Raw genomic sequence first — 12,946 nt, 5'->3', positions numbered from 1 at the left:
TTGAAGAGACTGCATTTACTGCAAAAAACATACCAACCATTTGAAACTCGGGGAATTTAGCTCAGCCGACTTCGGGCTCTGATAGAAGGAGATAGCGTTACTGTCCGGCTGGCGCAGGGGCAGGAGGAGGCCGAACGCCCGCCGCGAGGTCGCGTTCGTTGCGTAGGGCTGCGGCTAAGCCCAGATAGAAAGCCATCATCTCGGACGCGCGTGCATCCGCAGGCGTGACCTCAAGGTCCGTCAGCGCGACGATCGGTTCGCCCTCGTGAATTTCGGTCATATAGGCCTTGAACACATCAGCGGGCAGCAAGCCGCCCGTCACTTCGTTCATCGTGCTGTTATTGTCATTGCCCATCCAGATGCCGGTCGTCATCTGACCCGTAAATCCGATGAACCAAGCATCGCGGTAATCCTGTGACGTTCCTGTCTTGCCCCCTGCAGGGCGACCCGGAAGACGCGCGCCGTGGGCGGTGCCCGACTCCAGCGTTTCCTGCAAGATCGACGTGATCTGCTCGGCATAGGGCAGGGGGTAGACGCGGTCGCCCGCCCGGTCTGTGCGATTGTAAAGTTCCTCACCGCTGGTCGTCTCGATCCGCTCAATCATATAGGGCTGACGCAGCAGCCCCTCATTGATGAAAACGGAGTAGGCGGCCGTCAGCTCCATGAGATTAACTTCGCTACTGCCGAGCGAGAGCGACAGATGCGCTTTCAGAGGAGAGGTGATGCCGAACCGTTTCGCCGTCGCCACGATGCGGCTGGGCCCGATTTCAGCACCGACTTGCGCCGCGACTGTGTTGATTGAGAGCTTTAAGGCTTCACGTATGGTGATCGGCCCTCTGTAGCGAAGCGTATAATTCTCAGGTTCCCATCCGCCGATCGAGCGCTTCTGATCGATCCGGACCGTTGCGGGTGTAAATCCGTCTTCGAAAGCTGCGGCATACACGAATGTCTTGAAGCTCGACCCCGGCTGTCGTTGCGCCTGAGTCGTACGGTTGAACATACTGTCGAGATAATTGCGGCCACCGATCATGGCGAGAATACCGCCTGTCTGATTGTCGAGCGTCAGGACGGCACCCTGACTGACGTTGCGGGTCTCGCCGCTCTTGTCCAGAACCTCATTAAGCGTTTCATGCGCGCTCTTCATCAGCTTGGCGTCCAGCGTCGATGTGACAACCAGATCGGGATAGCGAGGGCCGGCGCGCCGCCGGGCGTCTTCGGACAGATAATCGAACGCATAGCCGAGAATGCGCTCATCGATAGGCGAGCGTGATTCCTCGAGGATCCGCGGTGGATTGGCCAAGGCGGCTTCATATTCCAGTTCTGAAATCAGCATGTTGACCCGCATGCGTTCAAGCACGACTCGCGAGCGTGCGAGTGCTCGGTCCAAATTGCGAACCGGATTATAGCGGCTCGGGGCCTGTGCCAGACCCGCCAGCAAGGCCGCTTCGGCCAAGGTCAGATCGCGGGCGCTCTTGCCAAAATAGCGCTGACTGGCAGCCTCGGCTCCGAATATCTGCGGTCCCAGACTGATCCTGTTGATGTAAAGTTCGAGTATTTCGGGTTTCGAGAGGATCGCTTCAAGATCGCGGGCCAGAAGGGCTTCCTGAAACTTGCGGCGATAGGTCTTCTCTGGCGTCAGTATCATGATCTTGACGAGCTGCTGCGTCAGGGTCGAGCCGCCCTGACTGCGCTGACCGGACCGGGCATTGCTGATCATCGCGCGCAGGATAGCTTTATTGTCGACGCCTTCATGTTCGAAGAAGCGTTCATCCTCGATCGCCAGAAAGGCATTGGGCAGATAGGCCGGCATGTCGTTGAGTTTTAGCGGCTCCCCGATCCAGGGGCCGCGATGACCGATTACGACGCCATTCCGGTCGACTAGCGTTATGGTCGGTGCCAGATTCATCTGCCACATCGTCGCCTTGTCCGGCAGCGTCGGCATACCGCTGAGAAGATAGGCGCGTCCGACCCCGAAGACGAGAGCCGCCATGGCGACGACGAGCCCGACCATGGCCATGGCAAAAGCGCTGCGGCGGCTGTGCCCCCGGCGTTCTGCCACATTGATATCGGCCCGATAGGTCGCCATAGAGGTTATCATACCTCGCTTTACGTTAATTGATAACTATCCTTTCGCATGACGGATTTTCCAGACTCCCGCCCCTTTTGGGAAGCCAAAACCTTGACCGACATGTCGGCTGCGGAGTGGGAGAGCCTGTGCGATGGGTGCGGCAAATGCTGTCTGATCCGACTGGAAGATGACGAGACCGGACAGGTTCATACGACCGATGTACATTGCAAGCTATTCGACAATAAGACGTGCCTGTGCAGCGATTATCCTAGGCGCAAGGAGAAGGTACCGGACTGTGTCATTCTGAAGCCCTCGACCGTCTCGGCATTAAAGTGGATGCCCAGAAGCTGTGCCTACCGTCTGCTGTCAGAAGGTCGGCCCTTGCCGGACTGGCACCATCTTCTGACCGGCGACCGGGACACCATCCATGATCGCGGGATGAGCGTGCAAGACGGCACCATCAGCGAAGTGGGGCTGAGCGACGATGAATTGCTCGGTCGGATCACGGTCTGGCCGGGGGAGCCCAGTTGGGAGGACGGATAAGATCGACCGATAGAAGCTCTTCTATTCCGCAGTTGCGGGTCATTCTCATTAAGGCTGTCATTCCAGACGGCTAGAGGATGTTTCGTCGCAGCAATTGGATCGGTTTCCACTGATTACGCCGTTGCAATGGACAAAGCCCCCAACTAGGTTCGCCCTCGATTTCAGGCTGCCTGTGAGTCTCTTCGAGGACTCGTTCTGGCGGTTGCCCATGCCTCGAGGTTTGCATGCCCGATCTGTTGATCGAATATATGCCAGTCGTGATGATGTTCGCCATCGCGCTGGTCCTGTCTCTATTGTTTCTCCTGGTCCCGACCGTGATCGCGCCCGCAGACCCCGATGCGGAGAAAGTCTCGACATATGAATGCGGGTTCGAGGCGTTCGATGATTCACGGATGAAGTTCGACGTGCGCTTCTATCTGGTGGCGATCCTCTTCATCATTTTCGACATCGAAGTCGCATTTTTGTTTCCGATTGCTGTCAGTCTCGACGTGGTCGGTCTATACGGTTGGATCGTGATGGTGATCTTCGTTCTCGAACTGATTGCAGGCTATGTCTACGCGCTGAAGATCGGCGCGCTGGACTGGGAGTAGGGGCATGACCGATATTCTCGCGCCGAATGGCATGGCTGCCCGTGACATGGGGTCGAGCGCCTATGACCCGCGCCTTCACGATCAAGGCTTTGACGGTCTGTCCGATCAGCTGGCGGATAAGGGATTCATTACTGCTGCGTCGGATGATCTGATCACGTGGGCGCGCACGGGCTCGCTGATGTGGATGACGTTCGGACTGGCCTGTTGTGCCGTCGAAATGATGCAGGCGTCAATGCCACGCTACGATTTGGAACGGTTCGGCTTTGCGCCGCGTGCGTCCCCGCGTCAAAGCGACGTCATGATCGTCGCAGGCACGCTGACGAACAAGATGGCTCCGGCGCTGCGCAAGGTTTACGACCAGATGCCGAACCCGCGCTACGTCATTTCCATGGGGTCCTGCGCGAATGGCGGCGGCTATTATCACTATAGCTACAGCGTCGTGCGGGGTTGCGACAGGATCGTTCCTGTGGACGTTTACGTGCCGGGCTGTCCGCCCACCGCGGAAGGTCTGATCTACGGCATTTTGCAACTACAGAAGAAGATACGGCGTGAGGGGAGTATCGTCCGATGAGTGCGGCCATGACAGAGGCCTGGGCCGATATTCGCGACCATATTCAAGCCCACCACGGCGATGATGTGCGCGATGTCAGCGAAGGTTTCGGAGAACTGACTCTGACGGTGCGCCGGGCGGCCATTCTGAAAATTATCGGCTTTCTGCGCGATGACCCGATCTGCAAGTTCAACCAGCTGATCGACCTTTGCGGTGTCGACTATCCAGCGCGCGCGCGTCGGTTCGACATTGTCTATCACTTCCTCAGCATGGCGCATAACAAGCGCATCCGGGTGAAGTGCACGACGGATGAAGATACGCCGGTGATGTCCATCGTTTCGCTCTTTCCCAATGCCGACTGGTATGAGCGTGAGACGTTCGACATGTACGGTATCGTTTTCGATCAGCATCCCGATCTGCGCCGTATCCTGACGGATTACGGGTTTGAGGGCTATCCGCTGCGCAAGGACTTCCCGCTGACAGGCTTTGTCGAGGTCCGCTACGATGAAGAGCGTAAGGAAGTCGTCTACGAACCCGTCGTCCTGCAACAGGAATTCCGCTCCTTCGATTTCCTCAGCCCATGGGAAGGCGCGAAATATATCCTGCCCGGCGATGAGAAAAGTGAGGCGGCGAAATAATGGCCACGACTGAAGCCCTCATCACTGACGAGCAGGATCGTCGTTTTACGATCAACTTCGGTCCGCAGCATCCAGCTGCGCATGGCGTTTTGCGCCTTGTGTTGGAGCTGGAAGGCGAGATCGTCGAACGGGTCGATCCGCATATCGGCTTGCTGCACCGCGGCACGGAAAAGCTGATCGAGCACAAGACCTATTTGCAGGCCATACCCTATTTCGACCGGCTCGATTACGTCGCGCCGATGAACCAGGAACATGCCTTCTGCATGGCGATCGAGCGGCTTGCCGGGATCGAAGTGCCGCGTCGGGCGTCCTTCATCCGCGTCATCTATTCCGAAATCGGTCGCATCCTGTCGCATCTGCTCAACATTACGACCCAGGCGATGGATGTCGGCGCGCTGACGCCGCCTCTCTGGGGCTTTGAAGAGCGCGAAAAGCTGATGGTGTTCTATGAAAGAGCCTGCGGCGCGCGCATGCACTCCAACTATTTCCGTCCGGGCGGCGTGCATCAGGACCTGCCGCCTGCGCTGATCAACGACCTTCTGGTCTGGTGCGAACAGTTTCCGGAGAGGCTGCAGGAAATCGAAACGCTGCTGACGGAGAACCGTATCTTCAAACAGCGCAACGTCGATATCGGTGTGGTGTCCAAGCAGGATTGTTACGATCACGGCTTTACAGGTGTAATGGTGCGCGGCTCCGGTATTCCGTGGGATCTGCGTCGGAACCAGCCCTACGAAGTCTATAGCGAACTCGATTTCAAAATCCCGCTCGGCAAGAACGGGGATTGTTATGACCGCTATCTCTGCCGAGTCGATGAGATGTATGAGTCGGTGAAGATCATGCAGCAGGCTCTGGACATGATGCCGGAAGGCCCTGTCATGACTCAGGACAACAAATTCGTACCGCCGCGCCGTGCCGAGATGAAGCAATCGATGGAAGCGTTGATCCATCACTTCAAGCTCTACACGGAAGGCTTCAAGGTGCCGGAAGGCGAAGTTTACGCTGCCGTTGAGGCGCCAAAGGGCGAGTTTGGCGTCTATCTCGTCTCGGATGGCACCAATCAGCCCTATCGCTGCAAGATACGCGCACCGGGTTTCGCCCATCTGGCGGCGATGGACTATCTCAACAAGGGTCACATGCTCGCTGACGTTTCCGCCATTCTTGGCTCGCTCGACATCGTCTTCGGGGAGGTGGATCGATGAGTGCGCGTCGTCTTGCCATTCGCCAGCCGGATGATGTCAGCCTGTCGCCCGAAGCACAGGCGGGTATTCTGACTTGGACAAAAAAGTATCCCGAAGGTCGGCAGCGATCTGCGCTGATCCCGGCGCTCTGGATCGCGCAGAAGGATGCCGGTGGCTGGCTGCCGGAAATGATCCTGCGCGCCGTCGGGGACATGCTCGGCATGGCCTATATCCGCGTCTATGAGGTCGCGACTTTCTACACCATGTTCAATCTCTCGCCGGTCGGAGACTATCACATCCAGCTCTGCGGAACGACGCCGTGCTGGCTGCGTGGCTCGGAAGCGCTGAAAGAGGTGTTGGAACGGCGTGTCGGGCCACAGAATACGGTGAGCGCGGACGGCAAGTTCAGCTGGCTCGAGGTCGAATGTCTGGGCGCCTGCGCCAATGCACCGATGATGCAGGTTTCGACCGATGTCGATGATGACCCCTATTATGAGGATTTGACGCCAGAAGCGCTGGAAGCGATCCTCGACGCCTTTGCGGATGGTCGTGATCCGGCACGCGGGCCGCAGAATGACCGCATCAATTCGGCTCCGGAAGGCGGGCCGAAAACGCTGAATTCGAAAGATCTGTACAGCGCGACACAGACGCTAAAAACGCTTCCCAAGGCCGACAAGAAGGCGAAGGTCAATCATTACGAATGGGACCCCAAAGAGCGACGTGCGACACGCGGTGGCTGGGTCGATCCCAAACGCAAGGCGAGCCCGGATCCGAAGAAACGGTCCGGCAATCTCGGGCGCGACCTGACCAAGGGGCTTGTCGAAGAAGATCCCTATAAGGGCCGCCCGGAACGATCTGATCCGCAAGTGCTCTATACAGAAGGCGCGACGGACGGTGCGCCGGACGATCTGAAGAAAATCAAAGGGATCGGCCCGGTTTTTGAACGTGAGCTCAATGAGAAGGGCATCTATTATTACCGCCAGATTGGCGCGTGGAAAGTAGCGGACATAAAGATGCTGGAAGCCGATGTGCTGACGCGGTTCCCGGGTCGCATCAAGCGTGACGACTGGGTCAAACAGGCCAAGCGACTGGCGAAGGAGGCTGCCAAATGACCCAGCTTCTTAAAGACGAAGATCGCATCTTCAAGAATTTGTATGGTACGCAGGACTGGGGGCTGAATGGCGCCCGTCATCGCGGTGCCTGGCTCGGGACGGCGGCGATGCTGGCGCAGGGTAAAGACTGGATCATCGATCAGGTCAAAGCCTCCGGCTTGCGCGGCCGGGGCGGGGCAGGTTTTCCGACGGGACTGAAGTGGTCCTTCATGCCGAAGGAAGTGGGTGAACGCCCGCATTATCTCGTTGTCAACGCCGACGAGTCCGAGCCTGGAACCTGCAAGGACCGCGAGATGATGCGCCATGATCCGCATCTGCTGATCGAAGGTTGTCTGATTGCCAGTTTCGCGATGCAGGCGCACGCCGCCTACATCTATCTGCGGGGCGAATATACGTTCGAACGGATGCGTCTGCAGGCCGCGGTCGACCAAGCCTATGAAGCGGGTCTGATCGGAAAGAATGCTTGCGGTTCCGGCTGGGACTTCGATGTCTATGTCCATCACGGCGCTGGAGCCTATATTTGCGGTGAGGAAACCGCTTTGCTTGAAAGTCTGGAGGGCAAGAAAGGCCAGCCACGCCTCAAGCCGCCATTCCCCGCCAACTCAGGTCTTTATGGTTGCCCGACGACTGTGAACAATGTGGAATCCATTGCCGTCGTGCCGACTATTCTGCGCAAAGGCGCGGACTGGTTCGCCGGCTTTGGCCGCGAGAACAATAAGGGGACCAAGGTCTTTTCCATATCCGGCCATGTGAATACGCCGTGTAATGTTGAAGAAGCGCTTTCTATCCCTTTGAAAACGCTGATTGAAACCCATGCAGGTGGCGTGAGGGGCGGCTGGGACAATCTGAAAGCGATCATCCCGGGCGGATCGTCAGTACCGCTCTTGCCGAAAGAGATTTGCGATACTGTTCTGATGGATTTCGACGCGTTGCGTGAGCATCAGTCGGGTCTAGGCACAGCCGCCGTCATTGTGATGGATCAGAGTACGGACGTCATCAAAGCGATCGCCCGTCTGTCATATTTCTACAAGCATGAGAGCTGCGGTCAGTGTACGCCGTGCCGTGAAGGTACAGGCTGGATGTGGCGTGTCATGGAGCGGATGGTTCGCGGTGAGGCGGAAACCGCCGAAATCGATATGCTGCTCGATGTGACCAAGCAGGTCGAAGGTCACACAATCTGCGCTCTGGGTGATGCGGCGGCCTGGCCGATCCAGGGTCTAATCCGCCATTTCCGCCACGAAATCGAAGACCGCATCGATCAATACCGGGCGAACCGACCCGTCTTTGTTCAGGCTGCGGAGTAGAGATGGCGTCCGAGATGGACAATTTGATGCTCGAACACCCTCGGGCGATCCGGTCCGACCTTTCCGAGGTCAGAGCCGACGTGCGCGACATTAAGGTCCGCGTCACGAATATCGAAGAGCAGATTGGCTATCTGCATAGTGCCGTTGCGGGCCTGAACCGGCGGCTGGACAGACATGAAGACCGACTCGGTCGCATTAAAACGCAAATGGGTCTGGTCGATGGGGGCTTCCGCGAAGCGGCAAGCGAATTTAAACATGACTGATCTTAGAAAAATAAAGATCGACGGTGTCGAGCATGAGGTGCCCGCCGAATACACGCTGATGCAGGCGTGCGAGGAGTATGGCGGGGCTGAGATTCCGCGCTTCTGCTATCATGAGCGCCTGTCCGTGGCCGGGAATTGCCGCATGTGTCTGGTCGAATGGGAAGGTGCGCCCAAGCCGCAAGCCTCCTGCGCGCTTCAGGTCAAGGATTTGCGTCCGAACCGGGATGGCTCGCCCGCGCACATCAAGACGAACTCCCCGCTGGTGAAAAAGGCGCGTGAAGGCGTCATGGAATTTCTGCTGATCAACCACCCGCTTGATTGCCCGATCTGCGACCAGGGCGGCGAGTGCGATCTGCAAGATCAGGCCATGGCCTATGGCCGCGATTTCTCCCGCTTCGAGGAGAATAAGCGCGCTGTCGATGACAAGCATATGGGGCCATTGGTCAATACGATCATGACCCGCTGCATCCAGTGCACGCGCTGTGTCCGGTTCGTGACCGAAGTCGCAGGCGTGCAGGAAATCGGTCTCGCCAATCGTGGTGAAGACGCTGAAATTACGACCTATCTTGAACAGTCTCTGACATCGGAACTGTCGGGCAATGTGATCGATCTCTGTCCCGTCGGCGCGCTGACCTCCAAGCCCTATGCGTTCAATGCGCGGCCCTGGGAGTTGGATAAAGTCGAGAGCGTCGATGTCATGGATGCGGTCGGATCAAACATCCGCGTCGATAGCCGCCGTGATGCGGTTCTGCGCATCCTGCCGGTCGTCAATGACGATGTGAATGAAGAGTGGATTTCCGACAAAACCCGCTTTGTCTGGGACGGACTGGCCCGTCAGCGTCTTGACCGACCTTTCATTCGTGAGAACGGCAAATTGCGGCCTGCGGACTGGGATGAAGCGCTAGCCTTGGCGGCAGAACGCCTCAAAGGCGATCCGTCGCGGATCGGCGCGATTGCGGGCGACCTGTGCGATGCGGAATCCATGTTCGCATTAAAGGAACTGATGGGATCGCTGGGCGTGCAGAATCTCGATTGCCGTCAGGATGGCAGTCTGATCGGGACGGATGGCCGCGAAAGCTATCTGTTCAACACGACAATTGCTGGGATTGAGAAGGCAGATGCGATCCTGCTGATCGGAACCAACCCGCGCATGGAAGCGCCCATCATCAATGCGCGCATCCGCAAGCGCTGGCTGACCGGTGAGCTCGAAATCGGCATGATCGGCGAAACTGTCGATCTGACCTATGAGTACGAAACTGTTGGTAGCAGTGCCGCAGACTTGGCGAAGTTCAGCCGCGCCCGGACGGGCTTTGCGAAGATCTTCAAGAATGCAGAAAATCCGATGATCGTCATCGGGGCTGGGGCACTTGTGGGCGATTCAGGTCTGGCTTTGATGTCCGCTATCGCCAACTATATGACGGGCTCCAAAGTCGTTCGCGATGACTGGAATGGTTTTAACATACTCCATTCGGCGGCTGCGCGCGTTGGCGGGCTCGATCTGGGTTTTCTGCCGGGCGAGGGCGGTCTTTCGACTGATGCGATGCTGAGTGTAGCGAGGGCGGGTGAGTTCGATACAGTCTATCTTCTGGGTGCAGACGAAATTGATATGTCCGGCCTCGAAGACACATTTGTTATCTACCAGGGCCATCACGGCGATGCGGGCGCACATGTGGCCGATATTATTCTGCCGGGCTGTGCCTATACGGAAAAAGATGGGCTTTACGTCAATATGGAAGGCCGCGTGCAGATGGGCATGCGGGCCGTGCCGCCCAAGGGGGTTGCCAAGGAAGATTGGGCCATTATCCGCGCCCTGTCCGGTGTCGTCGAGCGTGTTCTTCCTTTCGACAGCCTCTCCGCCCTGCGCGATATGCTGATCGCGGCCTATCCGACCTTTGGGTCGTTGGGATATGCGCCCGGTGCCGTGGCAAGCGAAGGGTTCGACCCATCGGGCCTCGGCGTACCAGGCGAGCTGTCTTCCGACACGTTGAAGAGCCCGATTATCGACTTTTACCTGACCAACCCGATCGCCCGCGCTTCGAACGTCATGGCGGAATGCTCTGCGGTGGCTGACACTGGCGATGCGCGCTATCCGGAGGCGGCGGAATGACCGACGTGATGATGATCATGCAGACGGTCGTCGGCGTCGCTGGCGATGATCCGGAGTGGGGGCTGTGGCTGTTACTCAAGCTTCTGCAGGTTCTGGGTTTCGTAATCGTTCTGGCGCTGCTCGTCGCGGCGCTGGTTCTGGCCGACCGCAAGATCTGGGCGGCTGTGCAGATGCGACGCGGGCCGAACGTCGTCGGGGCCTTCGGTCTTTTGCAGACATTTGCGGATGCGTTGAAATTCTTCTTCAAGGAAATCGTGATTCCGGCGGGGTCTGACAAGTTTCTATTCATTCTAGCGCCGCTGATCGCTCTGGTAATGGCGTTTCTGGCCTGGGCGGTGATACCCGTTGCCCCAGGCTGGGTGATTTCGGATATCAATATTGGCGTGCTGTACGTTCTCGCGATCAGCTCGCTCGGTGTTTACGGCATCATGATTGGCGGTTGGGCGTCGAACTCGAAATATCCCTTCATGGGCGCGTTGCGCTCAGCCGCACAGATGGTGTCCTACGAAGTCTCGATCGGATTCATCATCCTGACGGTCATTTTCATCAGCGGATCCATGAATCTGAGTGTGATCGTCGATACTCAAGCCGGCGGGATCTGGAACTGGAACATGTTCCGCCTCAACCCGTCGACCGAATTCGGCTTTGCCAACTACATTCTCACGCCAGTGCTGTTTTATATGGGTGTGCTCTTCTTCATCAGCGCGCTGGCCGAAACAAACCGCCCTCCATTCGATCTTCCTGAAGCCGAATCCGAATTGGTGGCTGGCTATCAGGTTGAATATTCCTCGACCCCGTTTCTGATGTTTTTCTTCGCCGAGTATGTAAACATCATGCTGCTCTCGGCGATGATGGTCATTTTATTCCTCGGCGGATGGCATGCGCCTATCGATATTGGTGTGCAGTTCCTGCCGCCCGTCTTCTGGTTTGTTCTCAAGACGGCCTTCATCTTCTTCCTGTTTGCTATGGTGAAGGCGATCGTCCCGCGTTACCGCTATGACCAGCTCATGCGCCTCGGCTGGAAAGTGTTCCTGCCGACCTCGCTTGTCGCCGTCCTGATCGTTTCCGGTGTCGTCGTCCTTACGGGGGCCTCATAATGTCTCGCGTCAAACAATTCATTCGCGGTGCGCTGCTGCTGGAGTTTGTCAGCGCCTTCAATCTGGCCATGCGCTACTTCTTCCGGCCCAAAGTCACGGTGAACTATCCGTTCGAGAAGGGGCCGCTAAGCCCGCGTTTCCGGGGCGAACATGCCCTGCGCCGTTACGCATCAGGCGAAGAGCGCTGCATCGCCTGCAAGCTCTGCGAAGCGATCTGCCCGGCTCAGGCGATCATCATCGAGGCCGAACCCCGCCCCGACGGATCGCGCCGGACAACCCGCTACGACATCGACATGGTCAAATGCATCTATTGCGGTCTGTGTCAGGAAGCCTGTCCGGTCGACGCCATTGTCGAAGGGCCTAACTATGAATTTGCCACTGAAACCCGGGAGGAGCTTTATTATGACAAGGATAAGCTGCTCGCAAATGGGGACAGATGGGAAACCGAAATCGCCAAGAACCTAGCCATGGATGCGCCCTACCGTTAAGGGGGCGCGATTCACTGCCGACCCCGTCGGCAGATAGATAAAAAAGAGAGCCAGTCGTGATCGCGGCCATCGCATTTTACATCCTTGCAACGATCGCTATTGCAGCCGCCGCCATGGTTGTGGCGTCGAAAAATCCCGTGCACTCGGTCATGTATCTCATTCTGACGTTTTTCAGTGCGGCGGGCCTCTTCATTCTGCTGGGGGCGGAGTTTCTAGCCTTGCTTCTTGTGATGGTCTATGTCGGGGCTGTCGCCGTCCTTTTCCTGTTTGTCGTGATGATGCTGGATGTTGATTTCGTCGAACTGAAGAGCGGTTTTCTGCGCTATGCGCCGATCGGCGGGATCGTGGCCGGGATCGTTTTCATTGAGATGATCTTCATCGGGGCCGCCTACTTCACGGACGGTGGACGTCCGATCGTGAAAGCCGATGCGGAGATGACCAATCTCGAAGCCTTTGGCGCGGTTCTTTATACACAATATGCCGGCGCTTTCGAAGCCGCCGGATTTATTCTTCTCGTTGCGATGATCGGGGCCATCGTCCTGACGCTTCGCAGCCGTGAAGGCGTGCGCCGTCAAGACGCGAATGCGCAAATGGCGCGCACACGTGAAGAGGGCGTCGAGCTTGTCGATATCGAGCCCGGACAAGGGCTGGGCTAGCCCGCGCGGCTGGGAGGGGAAAAGATGGTAATCGGACTGTCTCATTATCTGATCGTCGCGGCGATCCTGTTCATGATCGGTGTGTTCGGCATCTTCGTGAACCGTAAGAACGTCATCGTCATCCTGATGTGCGTGGAATTGATCCTGCTGGCCGTGAATATCAACTTCGTGGCGTTTTCAGCACATATGCCAGACATGCCCGGTGTGAACCCTATTGACGGACAGATATTTGCGCTGTTCATCCTTACAGTCGCCGCCGCCGAGGCCGCTGTCGGCCTTGCCATTCTTGTTGTCTACTTCCGTAACCGCGGCAGTATCGAGGTCGAAGATATCGACCTGATGAAGGGCTGAT

Annotated in this window: 14 protein-coding genes; 13 read left to right on the top strand and 1 reads right to left on the bottom strand. The window is 57.5% G+C overall.

From position 1 onward, the window contains the following. Positions 1 to 97: 97 nt before the first annotated feature. Entirely contained in the window at positions 98 to 2,098 is a 2,001-nt protein-coding gene (locus AB6B39_RS10365) for a transglycosylase domain-containing protein (RefSeq protein WP_371398558.1), read from the bottom strand. Positions 2,099 to 2,134: 36 nt separating this feature from the next. Between AB6B39_RS10365 and AB6B39_RS10360 the strand changes: the two genes are divergently transcribed. From AB6B39_RS10360 to nuoK, 13 genes are all read left to right on the top strand, one after another. Then, positions 2,135 to 2,611: a YcgN family cysteine cluster protein gene (locus AB6B39_RS10360; protein WP_284370669.1), complete on the top strand. Its 477-nt coding sequence runs from the start codon at positions 2,135 to 2,137 to the stop codon at positions 2,609 to 2,611. A gap of 233 nt (positions 2,612 to 2,844) precedes the next feature. Next, a complete protein-coding gene (gene ndhC, locus AB6B39_RS10355; protein WP_348520163.1) occupies positions 2,845 to 3,201 on the top strand; it encodes an NADH-quinone oxidoreductase subunit A in 357 nt (118 codons plus the stop codon). Positions 3,202 to 3,205: 4 nt separating this feature from the next. Then, a complete protein-coding gene (locus tag AB6B39_RS10350; RefSeq protein ID WP_284370673.1) occupies positions 3,206 to 3,772 on the top strand; it encodes a NuoB/complex I 20 kDa subunit family protein in 567 nt (188 codons plus the stop codon). 8 nt (positions 3,773 to 3,780) lie between these two features. Beyond that, on the top strand, positions 3,781 to 4,389 hold the full coding sequence (locus AB6B39_RS10345) for an NADH-quinone oxidoreductase subunit C (protein WP_284370675.1): 609 nt from the start codon (positions 3,781 to 3,783) through the stop codon (positions 4,387 to 4,389). Then, entirely contained in the window at positions 4,389 to 5,588 is a 1,200-nt protein-coding gene (locus AB6B39_RS10340; RefSeq protein WP_284370677.1) for an NADH-quinone oxidoreductase subunit D, read from the top strand. Before AB6B39_RS10345 ends, AB6B39_RS10340 begins: the two co-directional genes overlap by 1 nt. After that, complete coding sequence (gene nuoE / locus AB6B39_RS10335) at positions 5,585 to 6,679, top strand: NADH-quinone oxidoreductase subunit NuoE (protein WP_284370679.1); 1,095 nt, start codon at positions 5,585 to 5,587, stop codon at positions 6,677 to 6,679. The genes AB6B39_RS10340 and nuoE overlap by 4 nt, the downstream gene beginning before the upstream one ends. Further along, positions 6,676 to 7,983, top strand: a complete 1,308-nt coding sequence (nuoF, locus tag AB6B39_RS10330) for an NADH-quinone oxidoreductase subunit NuoF (protein WP_284370681.1) — start codon at positions 6,676 to 6,678, stop codon at positions 7,981 to 7,983. Before nuoE ends, nuoF begins: the two co-directional genes overlap by 4 nt. 26 nt (positions 7,984 to 8,009) lie before the next feature. After that, entirely contained in the window at positions 8,010 to 8,246 is a 237-nt protein-coding gene (locus tag AB6B39_RS10325) for a hypothetical protein (protein ID WP_284370683.1), read from the top strand. Further along, positions 8,239 to 10,353, top strand: coding sequence for an NADH-quinone oxidoreductase subunit NuoG (gene nuoG / locus AB6B39_RS10320; RefSeq protein WP_284370685.1), 2,115 nt, complete (start codon positions 8,239 to 8,241; stop codon positions 10,351 to 10,353). The genes AB6B39_RS10325 and nuoG overlap by 8 nt, the downstream gene beginning before the upstream one ends. Positions 10,354 to 10,370: 17 nt before the next feature. Beyond that, positions 10,371 to 11,450 (top strand): NADH-quinone oxidoreductase subunit NuoH, encoded by a 1,080-nt coding sequence (nuoH, locus tag AB6B39_RS10315; protein WP_348520164.1) that lies wholly within the window; start codon positions 10,371 to 10,373, stop codon positions 11,448 to 11,450. Then, on the top strand, positions 11,450 to 11,938 hold the full coding sequence (gene nuoI / locus AB6B39_RS10310) for an NADH-quinone oxidoreductase subunit NuoI (protein ID WP_284370689.1): 489 nt from the start codon (positions 11,450 to 11,452) through the stop codon (positions 11,936 to 11,938). Before nuoH ends, nuoI begins: the two co-directional genes overlap by 1 nt. Before the next feature lie 56 nt (positions 11,939 to 11,994). Continuing rightward, positions 11,995 to 12,594: an NADH-quinone oxidoreductase subunit J gene (locus tag AB6B39_RS10305; RefSeq protein WP_284370691.1), complete on the top strand. Its 600-nt coding sequence runs from the start codon at positions 11,995 to 11,997 to the stop codon at positions 12,592 to 12,594. A 24-nt stretch (positions 12,595 to 12,618) separates the two neighbouring features. After that, positions 12,619 to 12,945 (top strand): NADH-quinone oxidoreductase subunit NuoK, encoded by a 327-nt coding sequence (nuoK, locus tag AB6B39_RS10300; RefSeq protein WP_284370693.1) that lies wholly within the window; start codon positions 12,619 to 12,621, stop codon positions 12,943 to 12,945. The last annotated feature ends 1 nt before the right edge of the window (position 12,946 follow it).

The organism is Algimonas porphyrae (assembly GCF_041429795.1).
Lineage (GTDB): Bacteria > Pseudomonadota > Alphaproteobacteria > Caulobacterales > Maricaulaceae > Litorimonas > Litorimonas porphyrae.
Note: the sequence above shows the minus strand (reverse complement) of the source record. Positions and strands in the feature narration are given on the sequence as shown.